This is a genomic window from Acinetobacter sp. TAC-1, assembly GCF_029025845.1.
In the GTDB taxonomy this organism is placed as follows: Bacteria; Pseudomonadota; Gammaproteobacteria; order Pseudomonadales; family Moraxellaceae; genus Acinetobacter; species Acinetobacter guillouiae.
In genome coordinates this window covers 4,713,266-4,738,526 of the sequence record NZ_CP118892.1, presented here as the reverse complement: position 1 = coordinate 4,738,526, position 25,261 = coordinate 4,713,266, and the positions used below count along the sequence as shown (strand labels likewise).

The following is a 25,261-nucleotide window of genomic DNA, read 5'->3' as shown; positions in this document are numbered from 1 at the left end:
CCTATTTATTACGCTTATTGACCAACCATCACCATTGCAGGGCGAAGTAGTCGACCATTTAAGGTGTAGCCTTTTTGCAAAACTGTGCCAATTTGGTTAGCTTGTGCATTTGGGTCGATCCCGACAGCTTGATGTAAGTCCGCGTTAAAACCATTGGTTGTGTCTGCTTCAACAACACCGAATTTTTCTAAAGTGGTGAGAAGTGATTTCAAGGTCAGTTTTACGCCTTCGAGTACAGGTGTTTCTTCATCACCACCTGCGAGAATCGCACGCTCAAGGTTATCGACAGAATTTAATAATTCTTTCGCAAACTTTTCTAACACAATGTCTTTATGCTTTTCAGCATCACGTTGAATACGTTCTACACTTTTTTGTGCTTCATAAACTGCATTTGCAGTACGTGCTTTTTCGAGTTTTAAGCTTTCTTCAAGATGACTGATTTGAGCCTGTAAAGCTTCAACGGTAACTTCAACCTGTTCATTTTCAGCCTGAGTTTGCTGTTCGGCTTGCTCGTTTTGAATATCTTGGGCTTCTTGATTCTGCTCAGTTGCCATTGATTTACTCCGTTTAAATGGGTTCTTAAACATGTACAGTCCTTATCGGCAGCAGTTTTGCACTGTGTTCATTTTTGAACTGCCATGATCGTTTAATTCATTAATGAATAAGAAATGTGGGCGAGCCGCTAAAATTCAAGCAGTTTTAGACATTATTTAATGAAATTCAGTGAAAAAAGATGATCTAAGAGAGAAATCCCAAAATTTAAAGATATTTTTGTTGGAATAATCATCAAATCAATGATTATTTTTTTAGATTAAAAATTTAAATTTATGGGGAATTGATGCGGTTATTGCTTAAAAATGATGAGTAAATTCAAAAATTAAAATTGAATGAATAGATTAAAATACTTAATTCATATGTAAAACCGATTAAACTTATTGAAAATAAGGCTTTGCGAAAAAGCAATAATTTAATTATCATGCTTCATAGATTCTATGGCTGTAGTTTCTTTTTTTAGTTTGAACAATGTTTTCATAGCTTATCCAATCTTCTTGGGTAAGCTTTTTTTTGTCTTGTTAAAAGCCATTAACAATGTAAGTAATGCGAAACTTTTATGGTAAAAGTATATCTTTTATCAGGCTGACTTTTGCCTAACCACATTAAATCCCATCAAAAAACCCAGCGAAATGAAACAAGTATAATGAAAAATAAAATCGGTCAACCTAAATCATTGATTTAATAAACTTTGCATAACTTATACGGCAACACCTTAAAAGTCTAACCAAGCTTCAACGAAGTTTTCAGAAAAAATAGCAATCATAGTCAGCACGACAACGCAGTCCTGTGTTGCCGTTTTTTGATAGAGTGATAAAGGAATTTATGATGAAAAAATCAGGTCTTATTTTTATGCTATTGGCTGGTGTTGCGGTCATGAGTACGGCGTGTACATCAAGTGAAACAACCCAAGCACCTGAAACAACCCTATCAGCACCAATGGGTTCTGCAGATCAACAGCAATCAGCACAAACTGCGACTGTAGATCCGACGCAACAAGGTACTGCTGTTGAGGGCGATGCGACGATTCAGCAATCACAACCTGCTCAAGCAACCAATGACCCAAGTTTAGTTGAACAACCTTCAGCTCAGTAAATTTTAAAATAAAAAATCAGGCAATTTATGGATGCCTCCATTGCCTGATTTTTTATCAATAATTTAAGCACGATGACAAATAAATTAGAATCCAAACAATAAGTTCTTGGTTGATAAAATAAAGCCGTTTTTAGCTGCGCCAACATTGAGCAGAATAAACAGACGAATATCGTCGGAAACGTCTATGCATTATAGATTCAATGTCTTGCTCAGATGTCGGAATACTGTGGACACTCGCAGTAGATGCTTTGACTCGGGATGTGTGAGAAGCCACAATTCAGTCTGGCATTCATCGAGGGTGTCGGTCAAAGCGATCAGATCTCTGCGTTGCTGGGTAAGAAATAGCGGCAGTACTCCCACACCCATACCAGCGGCCACCAACTCCATGACTGTGAGAATACTGTTAACGCGATAACGGAGTACGGCTTTGGGATGATGACGTTTGCGCCAGATTACCGAAGGATGCTCAGGTAAGCCATCGTCAGGGACGATCCAGTCGACGGCAGCCTCAACTTGTTGATCGTACTCGATACGATTACTGCCATATAACGCCATTCGGATCGGACCGATGTGTTTGCCTACGAGATGGAGTGGGGGAGTGTTGGTTGCGCGCACTGCAATGTCGGCTTCACGTCGCGTCAGGCTCGTCAGTTCATTGCCAGTATGCAACTCATACTCCAACAAGGGATGAATATTCGCGAGTTTGTGTAGTGCGGGCGTGAGCAAACCATGTAGGAGGGTATCCGTGGTGGCGATGCGCACTGTACCGGATACCTGCTCTGGTGTGAGTTGTATGGCGGAACGGGCTTGCTCTAACTGTGTTTCCACTTGCTCGGCATGTTCGGCCAGTACTTGTGCTTGTTCAGATGGTAAATATCCCGCCCGTGAGCGTTCAAATAACTGATGCCCTAAGCCACGTTCGATACGACGAATTGCACGAAAAATCGTTGAAGCATCGACGTTTAATTGTTCACCAGCTCTCGCAAGATTAGCCGTTCGTACCAAAGCCAGAATGATTTCTAGATCACGAGCTTCTAGTTTGTATTGCGATTTTGCAATCATTGTTTTCTTATTTGCCTATTTTTATTGTGATATTGCAATCATATGATGAAAGCTATGCATTGGTAAATTGGAAGTTTTTATGGCAAATACAACTTCTTGCGCTCTCTATAGTAGTGCATTGCTACATATCCATTTAAGTATTAAGTGGATAGCCGTGTTGTGGTGCAGTGATTGTTTCTTACTGAGTAATATTGAATGGAGGAACACATAATGAGCCCCCATCTTATCTTGGTCAGCCATGTGCTGTGCCCATATGTGCAACGTGCTGTGATTGTGCTCAAGGAGAAAGGAGTCTGTTTCGAACGTCGTGATGTAGATTTGGCAAACAAGCCAGACTGGTTCAAGGCGTGCTCACCTTTGGGTAAGACACCCGTACTGTTGGTCGATGATGTGCGGATTTTCGAGTCGGCCGTGATCTGCGAATATTTAGAAGATACATTGACACCACGTTTACATCCCAACGATGCCTTGATCCGTGCCCAGCATCGCGCATGGATGGCGTTTGGTTCATCAATGCTCAACAGCATTGGCGCCTTCTACAATGCCAAAAATGATACGGCACTGGATGTGCAAGCCGAGTTGATTCGTGCACAACTGGTGCAGGTTGAGGCGGAACTCGTCAACGGGCCTTGGTTTGCTGGAGAACACTTCAGCCTAGTGGATGCTGTATTTGGTCCAGTATTTCGTTACTTCGATGTATTTGATCGCCTCGGTGATTTTCACTTTTTTGATGATCTACCCAAGACAAAAGCTTGGCGCACGGCGCTGGCTGAACGTGCATCAGTGCGAGAAGCTGCACATCCAGACTATCAGATACTTCTTCGAGAGTCTCTTTGCAAGCGAGATTCGGCCTTATCACGTAGAGTTAAGGTGTAGTCAGGGACGTTGCGAGATGTGTCACAGCAATCGGCGCAAAAAACCAAGCTAAGCAATTGCGCCGTATCTAGTTTAGAGCTCACGTGATTTATACGTAAGCTTTGACAGCAGAAATTTTGATCAGACCTTATTCACCCGCCAAAGAACATTCAAAGTTGGTTCTATCTACAGTACAACGCGCCCGTTTAAGCACTGACATCATGGTTGGATCGTAAATACCTTGTCGGGTTAAATCCATACGTCCATCTCGTAACAGCTTTTGATATTTTTCAGTATCTGCTTTACTTAAATTCAAACGATATTTGGCTGGGATGCCTTCTTCTAAACGTTTGACCATACTGAATTGACGCGGAAGCTGCTTAATAAACCAGGTTCTAGAATCATTGCCAAAAGTAGCTGGGAATTTCTGAGATCTAAACACCAAATCAGCAGTGACATTGAGCACAGGGAAATTGATTAATGCACCTTTAGAGCCAAGCCCTTTTTCCATTTCTAAGGGTTTAAAGGCATAGGCTGGTGCACCCACCATCGGTACTTCACCGGTATTAAACTTCTTAATAAAATTGGAAATATCGGACGGAACAGGAATTGCCCCGACACGTTCAACCATTGCAATTTGCGCTTTGTCATACGCCAATACCGCGAATTTCTTGCCTTTACCTTTTTCAATGGTATTGATGGCTCGATCATTTACAAAGATATAGGCAGGGCCGATTTGACCGATTCCACCAATTTCTATTTCTTCATTGTCTATCGTGGTTTTTAAGCGTTTTACATTACGCTTATCCAAGACAAAGGTAATCGCCTTGAGCGCAATGGCATTGGTTGGAACACCCCCCAACGCGTCAATTGATCCTGCGAATTTATTGTATTGGCGTGCACGCATTGTGGTGATATAGGCCGCATCACATTTACCATTTTTAAAATCTTTATCAGCAAGCTCTTCATTTTGGTAAGCAATCAGCTGGACATCGCTATGCCATGTTTTTGCAGCGAGTGCCCACTCTTCCATCATTTTATAGGATTCACCAGCTTTCCCTAATAAATCAAAAACACAGATTTCTTGTTTAGCTTGAGAGGTGCTTGATATTCCTAATAATACGATTGTAGTAAGGGCAAGAAATTCCTTTTTCATGTTATATCCTTATACTTAAAACGCGTTTTATTTATACTAAATATAGTAATTTTATTTGAATAAAAATAGAGTTTTTACTCTATTTCCGATGAATAAACCATTGAATAGCTTGCTTAATGTGATTTATTTATCTTAATAAAATATTATTGTGATATTGTTTTGATTGTTGGTGTGGGTTTAGTGGCTTAATTAAAATCTTGTTAATTTTGATCGATCTAGAAAAATAAAATAGATTTCAAGTTTTGTTAATCAATAAAACGTATAAGTAAATCTAAAAAACGTATTTTTAATAATATACAAAAAAACCGTACCATGAACCTGATTCCCATCTCTTTTTATTTATTCTAGTCCATACATTGATCATGAAATTTCAGCAACTGATTTTGCTTTGCTCAGCTATAAGCTTATATAGCTATAGTGGTTTGGCAAATGCTCGCCCTATCGTTATTGGTTATCAAACCAACATAGAACCTGCCAAAGTTGCACAGGCTGATGGTGTGTATGACAAAGTGATTGGGGAAAAACTGGATTGGCGCTTATTTAATAGTGGTGCAGAGGTTTTAACTGCATTGGCTTCTGGTTCTGTAGATATCGCACTGATTGGTTCAAGTCCGTTAGGGGCAGCTGTTGCCAATAATTTGCCCATAGAGGTATTTTTAATTTCTACCGATCTGAAAAGTGCGGAAGCCTTAGTGGTGAGAAATGGTTCAGGCATTAATAGTCCTCAAGACTTGATTGGGAAAAAGGTGGCAACCCCATTTGCTTCGACTTCCCATTACAGTTTATTGGGGGCTTTGCAGCATTGGAATATTAAAACCAATCAAATACGGTTGTTGAACCTAAAACCAGCTGAAATTAATGCAGCATGGCGCAGAGGCGATATAGATGCAGCTTTTGTCTGGTCACCTGCACTTGCCAATATTAAGAAAACTGGCAAGGTTATGACGGATGCAGGGCAGGTTGGGCAATGGGGTTCACCTACATTTGAAGTTTGGGTGGTACGTAAAGATTTTGCACAGAAGCATCCTGAGGTCTTAACAAAGTTTTCTACAGTGACACTGAACTATTACCAATCTTATAACCAGAATAAAAGTCGTTGGACGGCCAATTCAGCTGAAGTGCAAAAAATTGCCAAAATTACCGGCGTAGATGCTCAAGATGTGCCAGCGCTTCTTGCTGGTGCCGCCTATCCAGATCGTCAGGCGCAATTAAGCACTCAATACCTTGGTGGGCGGACTACACAAAATATTGTCAACTCAGTGAACTTTTTAAAAGCACAAGGTTTGGTGAGAAAGGTTTCTCCAAATTATCAACAGTTTATTAACACGCGTTTTATTCAAACATCGAAATAGAGATCGGAAGTATTCATCATGGCTGTATTGACTGTAGAACATGTACAAGCACAGTATCCGGGTGCTGAACAACCGGTACTGAAAGATGTGTCATTTCAGCTAGGCTCTGAGCAACTGATGGTTGCATTAGGTGCTTCAGGCAGTGGTAAAACAACCTTATTAAATTTGATTGCTGGATTTACTCAGCCACAAGCAGGCACTTTAAAACTGGATGGTGAAGTAATCATTGCACCTAGCCGAGACCGTGGTGTGGTGTTCCAAGATGATGTTTTATTGCCTTGGCAGAATGTAGAAGACAATATTGCTTTTGGTTTAGAGCTTGCAGGGGTTGATAAAAAAACACGTCAAAACCGTGCACAAGCATTGCTTAAATTGGTGAATTTAGAAGGCTTTGGGCAACGCCATATCTGGGAACTTTCAGGCGGGCAACGTCAACGGGTTGGTTTAGCGCGTGCTTTGGCTTCTGACCCTAAAATATTATTGATGGATGAGCCTTTTGGTGCTTTGGATGCGTTCATTCGTGAACAAATGCAGTGCTTATTATTAGATGTTTGGAAGAGTACGTCCAAACCTACTTTCTTAATTACCCATGACATTGAAGAAGCTGTTTTTCTGGCTACAGATCTGATTATTCTTGCACCAAATCCTGGGCGAATTGTGGAAAAGCTGGAGTTGGGTTTTGCTAAACGCTATGCCAATGGCGAGCCAGCACGAAGTATTAAATCAGATCCCAAGTTTATTGAAATGCGAGAGCATGTGTTGAGTTGTGTATTCATTCAAAATAATCAGGATCAATACCATGTTGCTCAGAGCGACCAAGCTCAAGTGGAAAAGGTGGAGTAATGACAGCACAATTAGACCCTAAATTGATCCCTCGTACAGTTGAATCTCAGACTGTGGCGGTGAAGGTTCCACGTGAAGTCAATATTACTTTGATCAGTAGTATCACGATCATTACTTTGATTGCAATTTGGTGGCTGGTCACCACTTTAGGCTGGATTGATGCTTTATTCTTACCATCACCAACCGCCGTGTTGCAGCGTTTCAATGATTTGTTCAGCAATGGCTATATGAGTATTAGCTTGTGGAGTCATATTGGCGCAAGTTTGGGTCGTATTGGTACAGCGTTGATTGCTGCGGTTATCACTGCGATCCCAGTGGGGATTGCGATTGGTCGCAATAAAATTGTGCGGGGTATTTTAGATCCCATCATTGAGTTTTATCGTCCGATTCCGCCGTTGGCGTATTTACCCTTGATTGTAATTTGGTGTGGTATTGGTGAATTGTCCAAGGTGCTACTGATTTATCTGGCAATTTTTGCACCGATTGTTATCGCAACAGCAACTGGTGTCCGTTCAGTCGACCAAGCCAAAATTCGTGCTGCACAGTCTTTGGGTGCAAGCCCAATGCAAATTATTAAACATGTGGTTTTACCAAGTTCTTTACCGAGCATTTTAACTGGTATCCGTATTGGTCTTGGGGTGGGATGGTCGACTTTGGTGGCAGCAGAGTTGGTTGGTGCTTCTGAAGGTTTGGGTTTTATGGTGCAATCATCTTCACAGCTTTTGGCCACAGATGTGGTGATTGTCGGGATTTTAATTATCGCTGTGATTGCCTTTATTCTGGAAATTGGTTTGCGTCGTTTGCAAAGAAAATTAGTCCCTTGGGATAAGCAATCTCAGTAAGTTATTTTCGCTACACTGTTCGATAGCATATCGCCATATTTAGTTTTAACATTTTAATATATCGTGAGATGATCGAGGAAGAAATGAACGCTGTTGTTTCAAATATTTTTAAAGTTACCCCATTAAATCCAACGATTGGTGCGCTGATTGAAGGTGTGAATTTCAGTCAGCCTTTAACACCTGAACAAAAGGCTTTGATTGAAGCAGCTTTATTGAAACATCAGGTGATCTTTTTTAGAAATCAGCCGATGACTGCACAGCAACATGCGGCTTTGGCACGTCAATTTGGTCAGTTACACATCCACCCAATTTACCCAAATATTCCAGAACAACCCGAAATCATGGTTTTAGATACGGAATTAAATGATTTACGGGATAATGCATTGTGGCATACCGATGTGACTTTTCTTGAAGCACCAGCAATGGGCGCAATTTTAAGTGCAAAAAAAGTCCCTGCATGGGGTGGAGATACACTTTGGTCAAGTGGAACAGCGGCGTTTGAAGCATTATCCAAGCCGATGCAAGCGATGTTATCTGGTTTAACTGCAACACATGATATTGCACGTTCATTTCCAGTAGATCGTTTTGGTGGTGATCCTGCCGAATTAGAAAAGCTAGAACAGGCTAAGAAAAAACATCCTCCGATTAGCCACCCTGTGATTCGCACTCATCCTGTCACAGGTCGTAAAGCTTTATTTGTGAGTGAAGGGTTTACCACACGAATCAATGAACTCGAAGCTAAAGAAAGCGATGCTGTTTTGAAAATGTTGTTTGAACATATTCAGAAACCAGAGTTTGTAGTGCGTTGGTCGTGGCAGGCCAATGATGTGGCATTTTGGGATAATCGTTGTACTTTCCACTATGCTGTTGATGATTACCGTCCTCAGCACCGTGTTATGAATCGAGCCACTTTGATGGGTGATAAACCTTTTTATCAAGCAGATTAAGGTTTAACTTGTTATAAAAACCAATCAAATTTGATTGGTTTTTTATTTTTGAAACAACTGAAGTTGAATACAACTTTTTGAAACTTCAATATTTAAAAAATACATTAAAGAAAAAATCATAAAATGAGCTGTTGTTCAAAGTATCGGTATGCTGTGTTTGTCGGTGTTCACAAAACAATTTGAATATTCAAGCTCTGATGAAACCTTGTTACTGAGCAATAATGTTTAATTATTCATCAAAATTAAACAAATGATCAACATACTAGGCCATAAATATTTATTGCTTGTTGGAAATATCATGTTGATTAATAATAAAAAGCAAATCATTTTGCTGAGTGTACTGTCTACGCTGTTGGTTGCTTGTAATGATGATAATGATCATTCAAATACTGAAAAACCAGTAGAGGCAAAAGCTTTAGAACTGAATATCTTGCATATTAATGACCATCATTCACATTTAGATGAAGAAAGCATTAAATTTAAAAGCAATGTGGGGACAGGGGATGAAGAGTTTAGTGTTGCAAGTGGTGGATTTGCACGTGTTGCCAGCTTAATTAACCAACTTGCAGTAGAAAAGAAAAATGCTTTAAAAATACATGCAGGTGACGCGATCACTGGCGATTTGTACTATAACTTAACGGATGGGAAAGCAGACGCAGATGCAATGAACACCGTTTGTTTTGATACATTTACGCCGGGTAACCATGAGTTTGATTCTAAAGATGATGGATTAAAGAAATTTATTGGCTACTTAGATCAAAGTTCTTGTAAAGACAAAACCCAAATTTTAACAGCCAATGTCAATTTTGGTGCATCATCACCACTGTATAAAACCAATCGCATTTTGAAGTCACAAGTGTTTGAAAAAGAGGGGGGGAAATTTGCAATCATTGGTTTAACGGTTGCCAAGAAAACCAAAAACTCTTCGCAACCGAATGCTGATACATTGTTTGCAGATGAAATTGAAACAGCGCAAAAAGAAATTAATCAATATAAAGCGCAAGGCATTAAAAATATTATTCTTCAAACCCATGTGGGATACGACTTAGACCAACAGTTGGCAAAATCACTTACCGATGTTGATGTGATTATTGGGGGCGATTCACATACATTATTGGGCCCTGACAGTCTTAAAAAATATGGCATGACGCCAGAAGGTGCTTATCCAACACAGCTGAGAAACAAAGATGGTCAATTGGTCTGCGTTGCACAAGCTTGGCAGTACAGTTATATCGTGGGTGATTTAAATGTGAAGTTTGACAAAAACGGGAATGTCGAAAGCTGTAGTGGGACACCACATGTACTTATTGGCAATAACTTTACCCGTACCGCCAAAGACGCAAAAGCAGTCACCGAAACAGAAAAACAAGCAATACTGACGCAATTTAAAACAGATCAGGTTCCATTTACTGTTGTAGCACCACTACAAAAGACCTTGGATGTTTTAAAACCGTATCAAGAGCAAAAGAAAAAATTTGCTCAGGAAATCGTAGGTCAAGCCACAGATAATCTCTGTTCACGTCGAGTCCCTGGTACACAACGTGATGTAAATCGTTCAACACTCGGCGATATCTGTAATAAGAATACCCATGTCGATCAACATGGTGGAGATATTCAACAAATCATTGCTGAAGCGTTTTTACAACAAGGAAAGACCTTCTTTGGCGCTGATATCTCATTCCAAAATGGTGGTGGTGTCCGTGAAGATGTTGCTTTAGGGGATGTGACAGTTGGTAAAATTTATAATGTCTTACCGTTCAAGAATACATTGTTGCGTTTAGATCTGACGGGTGCTGAAGTTAAAGCCACCTTAGAGGATGCAATAGATGGTGTGATTACCCAGAATAATACGGGTAGCTACCCATATACCGGTGGTATGCGTTGGAATGTTGACTTTACCAAAGACAAAGGCCAGCGTCTTAACCAAATACAAGTACGTAATGCATCTGGGCAATATGAAAATCTAGATCTCAATAAGACTTACAAAGCGATCACGATTGATTTTCTTGCCAATGGTGGTGACTACTATACCACCTTGAAAACCATTACTGGTGAGCGCCGTGTGAATGTTGGCTTAGACTATGCTGAGGCTTTCCTTAAATATGCCCAAGGTTTGGCTGGTCAGACAGGTCAAAAGAAAATTAATAAATTAGCAACCGCTGAATACAGTACCCAGCTATTTATCGATAAAGCAAAATAAACTGAAACAGACAATCAAAATCCCGCTTCGGCGGGATTTTTCGTTGGTTCATTGATGAAAACTGACAAAATCCTATGTTGGTGATGAATAAATAATTGCAAAAAACCATGCTTAACTTTAAAATGAGCCAAAATTTAGCCACGATGGCTTAAATAATCACAATGACAAAGCTAATTTTCTTTTCACTTGCCTCAATTTGATCTTGTAACGTTGCCTTTTGACAAGATTGTTTACAACCACTGACTGGTTGCAGGATAACCATAATATCTTGATTGAACCCATCATTTTAAGCAGGGTGCTTAAAATGTGATTTGAATCAGCTGTTAAATTCAATATTCGGGAGAAAAATCATGTTGTTTAACGTATTTCTCATTTTGGGCTTTGAATAGACCCTATACATTTTTAATCGTTTAAATTAAACGAAAATAAACCTTATTTTAAAGAATATACATGTTCTGAGGGATGACTTTGCTTGCAGAAAATGCAAATTGAAAAAAGTTTAGCCTTAGTCATGAAAAGAAAAAAGTGAATATATGAACGAATATATTAATCAACCTTTTGCACAAAATATGCATCAGGTTGACGTAGCGGATTTTGCTGAAATTTCTCCGATTGTAAAACTTTGGGCTTTTCGATTTTTAGTCGAGTTAGGCGGTGCAAAAGAATTTATTTCTGATCATTGCTTTAGTCATCAATGGATTGCAAAAAAGTTAGGTTTTTCTGAAGCATTACTTGCAGATAAGTTCGATGAGCAAGCTGCTTATCAGGAACTCAACCATTTGCATAAAAATAGCCAACAGCAAAATTTATTAGATAATTTTCAGTTCAATGCTGAGTTGCAATATAACCTAAAGTTAATACAGCAATTACTGGATTTAAATGCTGTTGAAAGCACGATTTTAGGCTTTATTGTGATGTTAAACAGTGAACAACTTCTAGATGATATTGCGGATACCATCGGTGAATTGACTGCGTCTAAAACCATACGTGCTTTGGCTGTGGTTTTAGATTTACCTTATGAAGCAATTCGGCAGGCTTTGTCTGTACAAGGTCGTTTACATCGCAGTGGCTTAATCAGTGTTCAACAACACTATCGTAATTATTTACGTGGGAAATTGAATCTGGTGTCAAACCAATTGGCCGATAAGTTATTGGTGAAAACCAATGATGTGATGGATCTGTTTGTTGGAACCATTAATAAAAGTCAGCCTGCTGAATTAACCTTAGAGGATTATCCTCATTTACACACTGAATTGACTTTACTCCTAGCTTACTTAAAGCAAGTCAAAATGAGTAAGCAACAGGGGGTAAATATCTTCCTTTATGGCAGTTCAGGCACAGGAAAGACACAACTGTGTAAGACCCTTGCAGATGAAATGGCGGTGCAACTTTTTGAAATCTCCTGTGAAGATGAAGATGGTGATGCAATTTCAGCCACAGGGCGTTTATGTGCGTATCGTGCAGCACAGTGCATTTTCGACAGTCAATCTGCTTTATTGATGTTTGATGAAGTTGAGGATGTGTTTAATGACACCGAAAATGGCGTGGGGATGAAAAGCACTGCGCAAAGTCGTAAGGCTTGGGTCAATCGTATTTTAGAGCAAAATCGTACACCAACGATTTGGGTGTCTAATTCTGATCAGCTCGATCCTGCGTTTATACGCCGTTTTGATATGGTGCTTGAAATTAAAGTGCCACCTAAAAAGCAACGCAGAAGCTTTATCGAACAACATTGTGGTCAAGAACTTAATCCTTTGTATCAGGAAGCCTTGGCCAATGTTGAGCAATTATCTCCAGCAATTTTACGCCGTAGTTATCGTGTTGCCAAAGCGGCTCAAATGCACAATGCGCATTTAGTGGTTCAGGAAAGCATGACCAAATTGGTGTCCAATACCTTAAAAGCACAGGGCCATCAAGGTATTAAATTGCAAGATAGTAATGCTTTGCCCAAGTTCTATGATCTGAACTATATCAATTGTAAGCAGAATCTTGCGGCGATCGCATCAGGTATCCAGCAACATGGTTTTGGCCGTTTATGTTTATATGGAGCATCAGGAACAGGTAAAACTGCATTTGCACGATGGTTATCTGAAACCATCAATCGACCATTACTGATTAAGCGTGGTTCAGACTTAATTTCTGCTTGGGTTGGTGAAACAGAACAGAACCTTGCTAAAGCGTTTCATGAAGCCGAAGACTTACAGGCAATTTTATTGCTGGATGAAGTAGATGGTTTATTACAAGATCGCCGCCAAGCAACCCGCTCTTGGGAAGTTTCGCAGGTAAATGAGTTTTTGGTTCAAATGGAAAGCTTTAATGGCATCGTGGTGGCGACAACCAATCGCTTTGATGAACTTGATCAAGCTGCGTTACGCCGTTTCGATTTTAAAATGCATTTTGATTTTTTAAATTATGCACAGCGTTTGGCTTTATTGGAAAATGTCTGTACACAACTCAAACTTGATGTTCATGAAGCTGATATAAAAGTAAAACTGCAATCTTTAGATCGTTTAAGTGCTGGAGACTTTGCGGTGATTGTACGACAGTCCTGTTTTCATCCTTTTGAAAATGTGGATTCTATTTTGCAGCATTTAACAGATGAAATGACTGCAAAATATAAAAGTGCACAAAGTATAGGATTTACTGCATCAAATTGATGCGGTTTTTCTTTTTGAATCCTAATTCAGTTGAATAATGCTTAGATTTTGTGATTCGAGAGTGGAAAACAAAGCATAAAAATAACTTTAATATGAAAAAAATAATGAAAAATGCTTAAAAAATAGATAAAAAGCATAAAAAAACACTGATTTTGAGGAAAAAACGCACATCCGATAAAAAAGTTTAAAAAAAGGGGTTGTGTTGGGTTGGGAATGCTGTAGAATGCACATCCATCGGCGGTGATGTTAAATAAAACTTCTGATAAATCAGGCACTTGATTAAGTTGTTAAGATTTCGAATTGAGATTTTAAGATGAGATTGGAGTTGGGTTTGTTAGAAAAAATAATTAACATTATTGATTGACTTTTTAGAGATAGAGAGTAGTATAGCCGACCTAGCTTGATGCTGACGAAGCATTGAGAAGATCATTAAGAGAATATGAAGAACAACTTGTGTGGATTTTTACTGATTGATTAATCGAAATATTATCATTGATTGATTGGTTTAAATTACTCGAAGTTTATTTGAGAGAATTTGTCAGTACATTGATGAGCCAGAATTGTGACCTTAAGTCACTAATGATTTTTAACTGAAGAGTTTGATCATGGCTCAGATTGAACGCTGGCGGCAGGCTTAACACATGCAAGTCGAGCGGGGGAGATTGCTTCGGTAATTGACCTAGCGGCGGACGGGTGAGTAATACTTAGGAATCTGCCTATTAATGGGGGACAACATCTCGAAAGGGATGCTAATACCGCATACGCCCTACGGGGGAAAGCAGGGGATCACTTGTGACCTTGCGTTAATAGATGAGCCTAAGTCGGATTAGCTAGTTGGTGGGGTAAAGGCCTACCAAGGCGACGATCTGTAGCGGGTCTGAGAGGATGATCCGCCACACTGGGACTGAGACACGGCCCAGACTCCTACGGGAGGCAGCAGTGGGGAATATTGGACAATGGGGGGAACCCTGATCCAGCCATGCCGCGTGTGTGAAGAAGGCCTTATGGTTGTAAAGCACTTTAAGCGAGGAGGAGGCTCTTCTAGTTAATACCTAGGATGAGTGGACGTTACTCGCAGAATAAGCACCGGCTAACTCTGTGCCAGCAGCCGCGGTAATACAGAGGGTGCGAGCGTTAATCGGATTTACTGGGCGTAAAGCGTGCGTAGGCGGCTTTTTAAGTCGGATGTGAAATCCCCGAGCTTAACTTGGGAATTGCATTCGATACTGGGAAGCTAGAGTATGGGAGAGGATGGTAGAATTCCAGGTGTAGCGGTGAAATGCGTAGAGATCTGGAGGAATACCGATGGCGAAGGCAGCCATCTGGCCTAATACTGACGCTGAGGTACGAAAGCATGGGGAGCAAACAGGATTAGATACCCTGGTAGTCCATGCCGTAAACGATGTCTACTAGCCGTTGGGGCCTTTGAGGCTTTAGTGGCGCAGCTAACGCGATAAGTAGACCGCCTGGGGAGTACGGTCGCAAGACTAAAACTCAAATGAATTGACGGGGGCCCGCACAAGCGGTGGAGCATGTGGTTTAATTCGATGCAACGCGAAGAACCTTACCTGGTCTTGACATAGTAAGAACTTTCCAGAGATGGATTGGTGCCTTCGGGAACTTACATACAGGTGCTGCATGGCTGTCGTCAGCTCGTGTCGTGAGATGTTGGGTTAAGTCCCGCAACGAGCGCAACCCTTTTCCTTATTTGCCAGCACTTCGGGTGGGAACTTTAAGGATACTGCCAGTGACAAACTGGAGGAAGGCGGGGACGACGTCAAGTCATCATGGCCCTTACGACCAGGGCTACACACGTGCTACAATGGTCGGTACAAAGGGTTGCTACCTAGCGATAGGATGCTAATCTCAAAAAGCCGATCGTAGTCCGGATTGGAGTCTGCAACTCGACTCCATGAAGTCGGAATCGCTAGTAATCGCGGATCAGAATGCCGCGGTGAATACGTTCCCGGGCCTTGTACACACCGCCCGTCACACCATGGGAGTTTGTTGCACCAGAAGTAGGTAGTCTAACCGTAAGGAGGACGCTTACCACGGTGTGGCCGATGACTGGGGTGAAGTCGTAACAAGGTAGCCGTAGGGGAACCTGCGGCTGGATCACCTCCTTAACGAAAGATTGACGATTGGTAAGAATCCACAACAAGTTGTTCTTCATTGATGTATCTGAGGGTCTGTAGCTCAGTTGGTTAGAGCACACGCTTGATAAGCGTGGGGTCACAAGTTCAAGTCTTGTCAGACCCACCAAGTCTACTGAACACAGAAGAGCAGATATATTAAGATCTTAAGCTGGGGACTTAGCTTAGTTGGTAGAGCGCCTGCTTTGCACGCAGGAGGTCAACGGTTCGACTCCGTTAGTCTCCACCACTAATTAAAGACTAAGTGATTACAGAACTTAGTAAGCCGATAGCTTATTAAGTTCTGTGATTTATCACAGTTAACTACTCGCTGACGAGGCGGTAGTGAATCATTAACAGAATATATTTGAGTTGAAATAATTGTTTAAACTCGTTTTAGTTGATGTTAGCAAGTAATTGTTAATGTTGAGTGAAATGAGCACTAGCGATAAAACTGAATCAAGCGTTTTGGTATATGAATTAAATTGAAGCTGTATGGTGATTAAGTTCACAGGCAACAAATAGAAGTGATTAAGTTCACATTGTTGATCCTCCTTGTAGGGATTAACGACTGTTTGGGGTTGTATAGTCAAGTAATTAAGTGCATGTGGTGGATGCCTTGGCAGTCAGAGGCGATGAAAGACGTAATAGCCTGCGATAAGCTTCGGGGAGGCGGCAAATATCCTGTGATCCGGAGATTTCTGAATGGGGAAACCCACTTACCATAAGGTAGGTATCGCATGATGAATACATAGTCATGCGAGGCGAACGAGGGGAAGTGAAACATCTCAGTACCCTTAGGAAAAGAAATCAATTGAGATTCCCTCAGTAGCGGCGAGCGAACGGGGATCAGCCCATTAAGTTATATGTGTTTTAGCGGAAAGCTCTGGGAAGTGCTACCGTAGAGGGTGATAGTCCCGTACACGAAAGGGCACATATAATGATGACGAGTAGGGCGAGGCACGTGAAACCTTGTCTGAATATGGGGGGACCATCCTCCAAGGCTAAATACTCCTGACTGACCGATAGTGAACCAGTACCGTGAGGGAAAGGCGAAAAGAACCCCTGTGAGGGGAGTGAAATAGATCCTGAAACCGCATGCATACAAGCAGTGGGAGCCGACTTGTTCGGTGACTGCGTACCTTTTGTATAATGGGTCAGCGACTTATATTCAGTAGCAAGGTTAACCGCATAGGGGAGCCGTAGAGAAATCGAGTCTTAATAGGGCGTTTAGTTGCTGGGTATAGACCCGAAACCGGGTGATCTATCCATGAGCAGGTTGAAGGTTGGGTAACACTAACTGGAGGACCGAACCCACTGTCGTTGAAAAGCCAGGGGATGACTTGTGGATAGGGGTGAAAGGCTAATCAAACTCGGTGATAGCTGGTTCTCCCCGAAAGCTATTTAGGTAGCGCCTCGGACGAATACCATAGGGGGTAGAGCACTGTTTCGGCTAGGGGGTCATCCCGACTTACCAAACCGATGCAAACTCCGAATACCTATGAGTACTATCCGGGAGACAGACTGCGGGTGCTAACGTCCGTAGTCAAGAGGAAAACAATCCAGACCGCCAGCTAAGGCCCCCAAATTATAGTTAAGTGGGAAACGATGTGGGAAGGCATAGACAGCTAGGAGGTTGGCTTAGAAGCAGCCACCCTTTAAAGAAAGCGTAATAGCTCACTAGTCGAGTCGGCCTGCGCGGAAGATGTAACGGGGCTAAAACTATATGCCGAAGCTGCGGATGTATACTATGTATACGTGGTAGGGGAGCGTTCTGTAAGCCGATGAAGGTGTATTGAGAAGTATGCTGGAGGTATCAGAAGTGCGAATGCTGACGTGAGTAACGACAAAACGGGTGAAAAACCCGTTCGCTGAAAGACCAAGGGTTCCAGTCCAACGTTAATCGGGGCTGGGTGAGTCGACCCCTAAGGCGAGGCCGAGAGGCGTAGTCGATGGGAAATTGGTTAATATTCCAATACTTCTGTGTAATGCGATGAGAGGACGGAGAAAGTTAAGTCAGCCTGGCGTTGGTTGTCCAGGTGAAAGGCAGTAGGCATGCATCTTAGGCAAATCCGGGGTGCTCTATGCTGAGAGCTGATAGCAAGCTAGTTTACTAGCGAAGTGGCTGATACTATGCTTCCAGGAAAAGTCTCTAAGCTTCAGTTACACAGGAATCGTACCCTAAACCGACACAGGTGGTCAGGTCGAGTAGACCAAAGCGCTTGAGAGAACTCTGCTGAAGGAACTAGGCAAAATGGTACCGTAACTTCGGGAGAAGGTACGCTGCTGACGGTGATAGGACTTGCTCCTTGAGCTATTGGCAGCCACAGAAACCAGGCCCCTGCAACTGTTTATTAAAAACATAGCACTCTGCAAACACGAAAGTGGACGTATAGGGTGTGATGCCTGCCCGGTGCTGGAAGGTTAATTGATGGGGTTAGCGTAAGCGAAGCTCTTGATCGAAGCCCCAGTAAACGGCGGCCGTAACTATAACGGTCCTAAGGTAGCGAAATTCCTTGTCGGGTAAGTTCCGACCTGCACGAATGGCATAATGATGGGGGCGCTGTCTCCAGCAGAGGCTCAGTGAAATCGAAATCGCCGTGAAGATGCGGTGTACCCGCGGCTAGACGGAAAGACCCCGTGAACCTTTACTGCAGCTTGACATTGAACTTTGATCTTACTTGTGTAGGATAGGTGGGAGGCTTTGAAGTAGTGACGCCAGTTGCTATGGAGCCATCCTTGAAATACCACCCTGGTAATATTGAGGTTCTAACTCTGTCCCGTTATCCGGGACGAGGACCATGTCTGGTGGGTAGTTTGACTGGGGCGGTCTCCTCCTAAAGAGTAACGGAGGAGTACGAAGGTGCGCTCAGCGTGGTCGGAAATCACGCGTAGAGTATAAAGGCAAAAGCGCGCTTAACTGCGAGACCCACAAGTCGAGCAGGTACGAAAGTAGGTCTTAGTGATCCGGTGGTTCTGTATGGAAGGGCCATCGCTCAACGGATAAAAGGTACTCTGGGGATAACAGGCTGATACCGCCCAAGAGTTCATATCGACGGCGGTGTTTGGCACCTCGATGTCGGCTCATCTCATCCTGGGGCTGAAGCAGGTCCCAAGGGTATGGCTGTTCGCCATTTAAAGAGGTACGCGAGCTGGGTTTAGAACGTCGTGAGACAGTTCGGTCCCTATCTACCGTGGGCGTTGGAAATTTGAGAGGATCTGCTCCTAGTACGAGAGGACCAGAGTGGACGAACCTCTGGTGTACCGGTTGTGACGCCAGTCGCATCGCCGGGTAGCTATGTTCGGAAGGGATAACCGCTGAAAGCATCTAAGCGGGAAGCCTACCTCAAGATAAGATTTCCCTAGGACTTTATGTCCTCTAAAGAGCCGTTGAAGACTACGACGTTGATAGGTTGGATGTGGAAGTGCGGTGACGCATGAAGCTGACCAATACTAATTGCTCGTGAGGCTTGACTATACAACACCCAAGCAGTTGTATATGAAGCATCATTTGATTCATAAAAGATCAAACATACTTGATTTAGTTGAAAAGCTAGTTACAATACCCAACTCAAATGTTCTGTTAAACTCATTTGGTACGAAGTAAGGCATTTAAATAAGACCCGAACAAGTCCATAACAGTTTGCTGGCGACAATAGCAAGAGTGAACCACCTGATCCCTTCCCGAACTCAGAAGTGAAACCTCTTAGCGCTGATGGTAGTGTGGGGTTACCCATGTGAGAGTAAGTCATCGCCAGCTTTTAAATCTAAAAACACCCCGATCTCTAGCGAGAGCGGGGTGTTTTTTTATGCGTGGTGTTGGTTAGCGAAATGAAACAGATCTCGTTATATTAAGCTAATTGATCACTGCTTAAGCTTATGCATTGATGAAACTGAACTGATTTTCTGTATTCCTCATCATGATCATTATTGAAGTAAGGGATATAGAAAGAGTCGAGCTATTGAACCAGCCGTTTCTTTATGCTAAAAATTAAAGTATTACGATAAAAACAGTTAATAATATGTTGATTTTCCAATTTTTCTTTACAGATTATGATGGTGAAGAGGTTTTACCCACTCAAAATCAGTATGCATCTATCGATGAAATCATAGAAATAATGCAATCTGTGTTAATCAGGCCAGAAAACTTTTTAGGGATCGTTGATAAAAATGATCGTACTTTACAGTTTATCGTTAATGATGATTATTCATTAGATGCAGATATTCCTGTTCCTGATCAAAAAGGCTCTTATACAAAAACAATAAGTTTGCATGAAGCGGTTAAACTGGTTCAAAAACAAACTGAACTGATTCAAATTGATGCTATTGAAGGAATGGCTTTTATGAAGTGGTAAGTTTTTTACTTTAATTGTTTTTAGTGTATCCAAAATAAAAAACCTCAGACATCCATGCCTGAGGTTTTTTGTATTGGTTCTGAGGTATAACTCCTGTCGTACCTTTCGCTATCCTGCGTTATTGTCCTATCTTATTCTTGTTTTAATGGAAACTTCCTGTTTCCTGATGTGTTTATAGTATTAAAATTTAGCTGTTCTGCCTATACGCATAATTCGGCAGACCATGTAAGAAAAAGCTTACATGATCATAAACGGGTATTCTCTATTAAAAATGGGCATTTAAACCAATATAAGGCCCTTTAAAATTAAACTTCATATCACGGTTATCTAAATCACTGAGTTCGATATTTAAAACACGGTAACCCACTTTGGCACCAAGATCTAAAACAATAGATTTAACAAAATCATATTGAATTTCAGCCTGAGCATCCGTGATTTTTACATCATTGACATTGGTATAAGTCGCCTCAGCTTTTGCGCTTAAACCTGTAAATGGTAGTTTTGCGCCAGCTTCTGCATAAAGGATCGGTGCATATTCATCAACATCAACATTTTGTGAAAATTGCTTTACAGTACCGTTGAGTTTAGTTGCCCCTACACCGACATCAGCTTTTACAATGTTGTCTAAGATTTCATAGTAAAGAATAAGATCTGTATGGTCTAAATCAATTTTAGTTTTAGCAAACTCCTTATTAGACTCAGTTTCAGTATCTAACTTGGTATATTTTAATTTTACATTGGGAATGATTGGGATCGGGTGCTCAAAAGCAACAGAGGCTTGAATCGTGCCTTTGGTATCTAAATCATGTTTTGCGTTTAGTCCAGTATAAGGATCTAATAATAAGTTATCTGTCCCCGTTTTGTTGGATAGACTGGTTGTTTTGTGGTTGATTTGAGAATCTCCACCAATACTCCAATAACTAATATCACCTTTAAAACCAATAAAATCAGCTTGAGCAAATGAACTTAGACCTAGGGCTGCGATAAATAAGGGTAATTGAATAGATTTCATATGTCCTTCTTGATGAAATGATTTTTCATCCTATATTTTTGTTACTTAAATACATTTCAATACTGTACCAACTGAAGGCATGATATAGGGGTTTATCAAATTTTGCATTATTAAAAAGATTAAATCGAGGGTGTAGGATGAGTGATTCTATTGATCAAGCAGTGATTGAATTCCCACTTTATGTCGCCAATAAAGCGATTAAATCAGGGCAATGGCTTGAAGTTCATGATAAATTTTCGGGGAAAATTTATGCAAAAGTGGCTTTAGCGGATGCAAAAATTTTAGAAAAAGCCATCAGTGCAGCTGTGAAAGCAGAGAAAGAAATGGCTGCTTTAAAACCATTTCAGAAGCAAAAAATACTGTTACATTGTGTTCAGCGTTTTAAAGAGCTCCGTGAAGAATTAACCCAAATTTTAATTATCGAAGGTGGAAAGCCTAAACTTGCTGCAGCAGCTGAGGTTGAAAGGCTGATTAATACTTTTCAACTAGCGGCAGATGCAGTCTCCACAATTAATGATGGTCATTTAATGCCCTTGGCTGTAACGGCTGCGGCTTCTGCATATCGGGGAATGGTACAACATGTACCGATTGGTGCAGTGTCTCTGATCAGTCCATTTAATTTTCCTTTGAATTTAACAGCACATAAAATTGCACCAGCAATTGCAGCGGGTTGTCCATTTGTATTGAAACCGGCAAGTTTGACGCCAATTTCCGCATTAAAAATCGCAGAAATTTTGGCTGAAACAGATTTACCAAAAGGCGCATTTTCAATTTTGCCTTGTCCACGAGAACATGCTGATGTGTTAGTGACGGATGATCGCTTTAAGCTGCTCAGCTTTACCGGTTCTGATCAAGTGGGTTGGGATATGAAAGCACGTGCTGGTCGTAAAAAAGTAACCCTCGAATTGGGGGGGAATGCAGCTGTTTTAATTGAACCTGATACAGAAATAAGTGATGCATTGATTGATCGAGTAATTGGTGGTGCATATGGTCATGCGGGACAGGTGTGTATTAGTGTGCAACGAATTTTAGTCCATGCTGATATTTATATAGAATTTAGAAAAAAAATCTTAGCAAAATTGAAAAAAGTATCTGCGGCAGATCCACATGTAGAAACCACGATAGTGGGCCCAATGATCAAAGAAGCAGAAGCGATTCGTTTAAAAAAATGGGTAGATAAAGCGGAGAAAAAGGGTGCGAAAATCTTAATTGGTGGCACTTTAAAAGGGGTTTTATTTGAACCAACTTTGCTTGAAAATGTCGATGAATCTCTTGAAATTTATCAAAATGAAGCATTTGGCCCTGTGGCAATTTTAGAAAAATATAAAACATTTGAGAAAGGTATCGAAGTGATTAACCAAGGTCGCTTTGGTTTACAAGCTGGTGTATATACTCAAAATCTCAATAAGATGCTTTATGCATGGGATCATTTACACGTGGGCGGGGTAATTATCAATGATATACCCACCTTCAGAGTTGATAATATGCCATATGGTGGTGTGAAAGATTCGGGTTTAGGTCGTGAGGGGATCCAGTCTGCAATTGGTGATATGCAGGAAGAGAGCTTACTTGTGATCAAACAATAAGTTAATATTCTAAAAGGAGCTACGGCTCCTTATTTCTTTGAATTTTATATAGAGTTAAAAAATGATAATAAAATTTTTCAATTCATTATTTTTAATGGTTTTGCTTTGCTTACAGAGTGTGCAAATTTGGGCATTTCAATCTGAAAAACTGGTAAATGATGCACGCTCTCAGATTTTGAAAACACTTTATTATGATCCTGCTTATACTCAGTTGTCTTATCCAATGGGTGATGTTCCATTGATCAAAGGTGTATGTACAGACGTGGTTATTCGCGCCTTACGCCATCAAGGTATAGATCTGCAACAACGTATTCATGAAGATATGAAAGCCAATTTTAAAAAATATCCACAAAAGTGGGGTTTAAAAGCAACCGATCGAAATATTGATCATCGACGGGTTCCAAATATCATGACCTATTTTCAGCGTCAAGGTTATCAAGTGAATGATCAAAAGTATCAAGCAGGTGATATCGTGGCATGGGATTTAGGTAAAGGCTTAACCCACATTGGTATCATTTCAAATAAAACCACAATGTTGTCAAAAACACCTTTGGTTATTCATAACATTGGTTCTGGAACACGTGAAAATGACATTTTGCATGAATATAAAATCATTGGGCATTATCGTTTACCCAAGACGGTCAATTAGAAATAGGCAATTCTAAGCAAAATAGCTAAAAATTAACCATGTGCAATAAAAAGTAAAAAAAACCTGAGAAAATAGACACAAATTACAGAAAAAGCGCTGCAAAACGAGTATTGTTACAACATTAAACAGTAATTTTGTTGATGCACTTTAACCGAGAAGTTTGCAAAGTTACTGGTTTGGAATAATAACAAAGCACCCAAAAGGTGCTGTTTTATTCAAACAACAAAATTTAAAATTGGTACTTCTTTTGCTCGCAGATCACAATGAAAAAAAGCAGCATTTGAGGACATCTACAGAATTAGGTGTTTTATGACAGAATCTCGTGAAAACTGGACATCACGATCAGGTTTTATTATCGCAGCTGTTGGATCGGCTGTCGGTTTAGGTAATATTTGGCGCTTTCCCTACATTGCTTATGAAAACGGTGGTGGCGCTTTTTTAATTCCATATTTAATTGCACTTATCACGGCAGGATTGCCACTGTTATTTTTAGACTATGCGACAGGGCATAAAAGTAATACTTCACCTCCTAAAGCCTATCGTGCTTTATTTAAAGGGGGCGAAACTTTAGGTTGGTGGCAAGTCTGTGTCTGTATCATTATTGGTTTGTACTATGCCAGCGTACTGACATGGGCCGGTAGTTATGTTTATTTTTCTGTAGGTCAATTGTGGGGAAGTGATCCTGAAAACTTCTTCTTCAATACCTATTTACAAACTTCAAAATCAACAAGTTTTGATTTTCAATTTGTTGGTCATTTATTTTGGCCAATTGTAGGAATCTGGGCATTAACGTTGATCATCTTATTTGGTGGTGTGAAAAAAGGGGTTGAATTATCCAATAAAATTTTCATGCCTTTACTGTTTATTCTGTTCACGATTCTTGTTATTCAAGCGTTGCGTTTACCCGGTGCAGTTCAAGGTTTAAATGCTTTCTTTACACCGAACTGGGCAGCAATGTGGGACTATAAGGTATGGCTTGCAGCATTTGGTCATACATTCTTTTCACTTTCTGTTGGCTTTGGGATCATGGTGACTTATGCCTCGTATCTTAAACCAAAAACCAATTTAACAGGCTCGGGCCTCATTGTTGGTTTTGCCAATGCGTCTACTGAAATCCTTGCGGGGATTGGTATCTTCGCGGCGCTGGGCTTTATGGCATTTTCAGCTGGAAAACCTGTAGATCAAGTGGTCAGTGGCGGTATTGGTTTGGCATTCATTGCTTTTCCTAAAATCATTTCTAGTTTAGGGACTGGTGCTGATTTATTCGGTTTACTGTTCTTCTCTTCTTTATTTGTTGCGGGTATTTCTTCAATGGTGAGTATCCTTGAAGTGCCGATTGCAGCGATGCAAGACAAGTTAAAATGGGGCCGTAAAAAAGCCGTAAGCATCATTGGCGGTGGTAGTGCGCTGGTTTCAATTTTCTTATTCTCTAGCGTGAACTCGATTAAGCTGGTAGATATCGTCGATCACTTTATCAATAACATTGGGATTATTGGCGGTGCATTATTGTCAATTATTTCGATAGCGTGGTTTAAACGTTCGGCATTGATGGAATTACGTGATCATGTGAATCGTATTTCAACTGTGCAGCTTGGTAAAGGTTGGGATTTCACTTTAACCGTAATCACTTCTTTAATTTTGCTGGTCACTTTATCTATGACCGTTTTTAGCTTGATTAAAAATGGATACGATACCTATAGTTCTAGTATGTTGATGTTCTTTGGTTGGGGCAGTGTGATTTTCTGTGCTGTTATTGCTTTAGTCCTTAGCAAAATGAAAGATCGATAGGAGCGTCAAAATGAATACTTCTGCAATCGTGATGATGATTATTTCAATGGTATTTTTATGGGGTGGGTTGATTTTATCGATCCTACATTTGATGAAAAATCCTGAAGAACTGGATGAAGTTCTGGAAGAAGTTAAAGATCACCATACCCTTTAAACTTGAGTCAAAAAAAGCAGGCGA

The 25,261-nt window shown here is 40.8% G+C and carries 17 protein-coding genes, 2 tRNA genes and 3 rRNA genes; 18 read left to right on the top strand and 4 right to left on the bottom strand.

The window, feature by feature from the left end:
• Positions 1-14: 14 nt before the first annotated feature.
• Positions 15-554 (bottom strand): nucleotide exchange factor GrpE, encoded by a 540-nt coding sequence (gene grpE / locus PYV58_RS22140; RefSeq protein WP_004719014.1) that lies wholly within the window; start codon positions 552-554, stop codon positions 15-17.
• Between the two features lie 826 nt (positions 555-1,380).
• Between grpE and PYV58_RS22135 the strand changes: the two genes are divergently transcribed.
• Positions 1,381-1,647, top strand: a complete 267-nt coding sequence (locus PYV58_RS22135) for a hypothetical protein (RefSeq protein WP_034613272.1) — start codon at positions 1,381-1,383, stop codon at positions 1,645-1,647.
• Between the two features lie 189 nt (positions 1,648-1,836).
• On the opposite strand, the gene PYV58_RS22130 is transcribed toward PYV58_RS22135, so the two are convergent.
• Positions 1,837-2,709, bottom strand: a complete 873-nt coding sequence (locus tag PYV58_RS22130; protein WP_034613269.1) for a LysR family transcriptional regulator — start codon at positions 2,707-2,709, stop codon at positions 1,837-1,839.
• Between the two features lie 210 nt (positions 2,710-2,919).
• Here PYV58_RS22130 and PYV58_RS22125 point away from each other — a divergent pair, with 210 nt between their 5' ends.
• Positions 2,920-3,585: a glutathione S-transferase family protein gene (locus tag PYV58_RS22125; RefSeq protein ID WP_034613266.1), complete on the top strand. Its 666-nt coding sequence runs from the start codon at positions 2,920-2,922 to the stop codon at positions 3,583-3,585.
• Positions 3,586-3,712: 127 nt separating this feature from the next.
• On the opposite strand, the gene PYV58_RS22120 is transcribed toward PYV58_RS22125, so the two are convergent.
• Positions 3,713-4,720, bottom strand: coding sequence for a putative solute-binding protein (locus tag PYV58_RS22120; RefSeq protein ID WP_004818132.1), 1,008 nt, complete (start codon positions 4,718-4,720; stop codon positions 3,713-3,715).
• 362 nt (positions 4,721-5,082) lie between these two features.
• On the opposite strand from PYV58_RS22120, the gene tauA reads away from it, so the two are divergent.
• From tauA to PYV58_RS22060, 12 genes are all read left to right on the top strand, one after another.
• Positions 5,083-6,072, top strand: coding sequence for a taurine ABC transporter substrate-binding protein (tauA, locus tag PYV58_RS22115; RefSeq protein ID WP_034613263.1), 990 nt, complete (start codon positions 5,083-5,085; stop codon positions 6,070-6,072).
• A gap of 18 nt (positions 6,073-6,090) precedes the next feature.
• Positions 6,091-6,915 (top strand): taurine ABC transporter ATP-binding subunit, encoded by an 825-nt coding sequence (gene tauB / locus PYV58_RS22110; protein ID WP_034613261.1) that lies wholly within the window; start codon positions 6,091-6,093, stop codon positions 6,913-6,915.
• Positions 6,915-7,757, top strand: a complete 843-nt coding sequence (gene tauC, locus PYV58_RS22105) for a taurine ABC transporter permease TauC (RefSeq protein WP_004818127.1) — start codon at positions 6,915-6,917, stop codon at positions 7,755-7,757. Before tauB ends, tauC begins: the two co-directional genes overlap by 1 nt.
• A gap of 83 nt (positions 7,758-7,840) precedes the next feature.
• Positions 7,841-8,704 carry a taurine dioxygenase gene (tauD, locus tag PYV58_RS22100; protein ID WP_034613258.1) on the top strand — a complete coding sequence of 288 codons (864 nt, stop codon included), beginning with the start codon at positions 7,841-7,843 and terminating at the stop codon, positions 8,702-8,704.
• Between the two features lie 298 nt (positions 8,705-9,002).
• Positions 9,003-10,904, top strand: a complete 1,902-nt coding sequence (locus PYV58_RS22095) for a 5'-nucleotidase C-terminal domain-containing protein (RefSeq protein WP_034613253.1) — start codon at positions 9,003-9,005, stop codon at positions 10,902-10,904.
• 533 nt (positions 10,905-11,437) lie between these two features.
• The gene (locus PYV58_RS22090) at positions 11,438-13,561 is read left to right on the top strand and encodes an AAA family ATPase (RefSeq protein WP_034613246.1); all 2,124 of its coding nucleotides are present in this window, start codon (positions 11,438-11,440) and stop codon (positions 13,559-13,561) included.
• 587 nt (positions 13,562-14,148) lie between these two features.
• A 16S ribosomal RNA gene (locus tag PYV58_RS22085) occupies positions 14,149-15,687 on the top strand.
• 59 nt (positions 15,688-15,746) lie between these two features.
• A tRNA-Ile gene (locus tag PYV58_RS22080) sits at positions 15,747-15,823 on the top strand.
• Positions 15,824-15,867: 44 nt separating this feature from the next.
• Positions 15,868-15,943: transfer RNA gene (locus tag PYV58_RS22075), tRNA-Ala, on the top strand.
• A 337-nt stretch (positions 15,944-16,280) separates the two neighbouring features.
• A 23S ribosomal RNA gene (locus PYV58_RS22070) occupies positions 16,281-19,171 on the top strand.
• A gap of 167 nt (positions 19,172-19,338) precedes the next feature.
• Positions 19,339-19,453 (top strand): 5S ribosomal RNA (gene rrf, locus PYV58_RS22065).
• The 16S, 23S and 5S rRNA genes sit together here with 2 tRNA genes alongside, the layout of an rRNA operon.
• A gap of 262 nt (positions 19,454-19,715) precedes the next feature.
• Positions 19,716-20,048, top strand: coding sequence for a hypothetical protein (locus PYV58_RS22060; RefSeq protein WP_034618067.1), 333 nt, complete (start codon positions 19,716-19,718; stop codon positions 20,046-20,048).
• 265 nt (positions 20,049-20,313) lie between these two features.
• On the opposite strand, the gene PYV58_RS22055 is transcribed toward PYV58_RS22060, so the two are convergent.
• Positions 20,314-21,060 carry a TIGR04219 family outer membrane beta-barrel protein gene (locus PYV58_RS22055; RefSeq protein ID WP_034618068.1) on the bottom strand — a complete coding sequence of 249 codons (747 nt, stop codon included), beginning with the start codon at positions 21,058-21,060 and terminating at the stop codon, positions 20,314-20,316.
• Positions 21,061-21,197: 137 nt separating this feature from the next.
• Here PYV58_RS22055 and PYV58_RS22050 point away from each other — a divergent pair, with 137 nt between their 5' ends.
• The 4 genes from PYV58_RS22050 (at position 21,198) to PYV58_RS22035 (ending at position 25,237) form a co-directional block, all read left to right on the top strand.
• Positions 21,198-22,646 carry an aldehyde dehydrogenase family protein gene (locus PYV58_RS22050; RefSeq protein WP_034618069.1) on the top strand — a complete coding sequence of 483 codons (1,449 nt, stop codon included), beginning with the start codon at positions 21,198-21,200 and terminating at the stop codon, positions 22,644-22,646.
• 61 nt (positions 22,647-22,707) lie between these two features.
• Positions 22,708-23,295, top strand: coding sequence for a DUF1287 domain-containing protein (locus tag PYV58_RS22045; protein ID WP_034618071.1), 588 nt, complete (start codon positions 22,708-22,710; stop codon positions 23,293-23,295).
• A gap of 309 nt (positions 23,296-23,604) precedes the next feature.
• Complete coding sequence (locus PYV58_RS22040) at positions 23,605-25,083, top strand: sodium-dependent transporter (RefSeq protein ID WP_034618072.1); 1,479 nt, start codon at positions 23,605-23,607, stop codon at positions 25,081-25,083.
• Between the two features lie 10 nt (positions 25,084-25,093).
• Positions 25,094-25,237, top strand: coding sequence for a methionine/alanine import family NSS transporter small subunit (locus PYV58_RS22035; protein ID WP_004718897.1), 144 nt, complete (start codon positions 25,094-25,096; stop codon positions 25,235-25,237).
• Positions 25,238-25,261 lie beyond the last annotated feature (24 nt).

Excerpts from the sequence above, each read along its gene's own strand:
- PYV58_RS22060 (WP_034618067.1), top strand. The coding sequence starts at position 19,716 with ATGTTGATTTTCCAATTTTTCTTTACAGATTATGATGGTGAAGAGGTT.
- PYV58_RS22130 (WP_034613269.1), bottom strand. The coding sequence starts at position 2,709 with ATGATTGCAAAATCGCAATACAAACTAGAAGCTCGTGATCTAGAAATC.
- grpE (WP_004719014.1), bottom strand. The coding sequence starts at position 554 with ATGGCAACTGAGCAGAATCAAGAAGCCCAAGATATTCAAAACGAGCAA.
- PYV58_RS22095 (WP_034613253.1), top strand. The coding sequence starts at position 9,003 with ATGTTGATTAATAATAAAAAGCAAATCATTTTGCTGAGTGTACTGTCT.
- tauB (WP_034613261.1), top strand. The coding sequence starts at position 6,091 with ATGGCTGTATTGACTGTAGAACATGTACAAGCACAGTATCCGGGTGCT.
- PYV58_RS22055 (WP_034618068.1), bottom strand. The coding sequence starts at position 21,060 with ATGAAATCTATTCAATTACCCTTATTTATCGCAGCCCTAGGTCTAAGT.
- PYV58_RS22125 (WP_034613266.1), top strand. The coding sequence starts at position 2,920 with ATGAGCCCCCATCTTATCTTGGTCAGCCATGTGCTGTGCCCATATGTG.
- tauA (WP_034613263.1), top strand. The coding sequence starts at position 5,083 with ATGAAATTTCAGCAACTGATTTTGCTTTGCTCAGCTATAAGCTTATAT.
- PYV58_RS22040 (WP_034618072.1), top strand. The coding sequence starts at position 23,605 with ATGACAGAATCTCGTGAAAACTGGACATCACGATCAGGTTTTATTATC.
- PYV58_RS22050 (WP_034618069.1), top strand. The coding sequence starts at position 21,198 with ATGAGTGATTCTATTGATCAAGCAGTGATTGAATTCCCACTTTATGTC.
- PYV58_RS22045 (WP_034618071.1), top strand. The coding sequence starts at position 22,708 with ATGATAATAAAATTTTTCAATTCATTATTTTTAATGGTTTTGCTTTGC.
- PYV58_RS22090 (WP_034613246.1), top strand. The coding sequence starts at position 11,438 with ATGAACGAATATATTAATCAACCTTTTGCACAAAATATGCATCAGGTT.
- PYV58_RS22135 (WP_034613272.1), top strand. The coding sequence starts at position 1,381 with ATGAAAAAATCAGGTCTTATTTTTATGCTATTGGCTGGTGTTGCGGTC.
- PYV58_RS22035 (WP_004718897.1), top strand. The coding sequence starts at position 25,094 with ATGAATACTTCTGCAATCGTGATGATGATTATTTCAATGGTATTTTTA.
- PYV58_RS22120 (WP_004818132.1), bottom strand. The coding sequence starts at position 4,720 with ATGAAAAAGGAATTTCTTGCCCTTACTACAATCGTATTATTAGGAATA.
- tauC (WP_004818127.1), top strand. The coding sequence starts at position 6,915 with ATGACAGCACAATTAGACCCTAAATTGATCCCTCGTACAGTTGAATCT.
- tauD (WP_034613258.1), top strand. The coding sequence starts at position 7,841 with ATGAACGCTGTTGTTTCAAATATTTTTAAAGTTACCCCATTAAATCCA.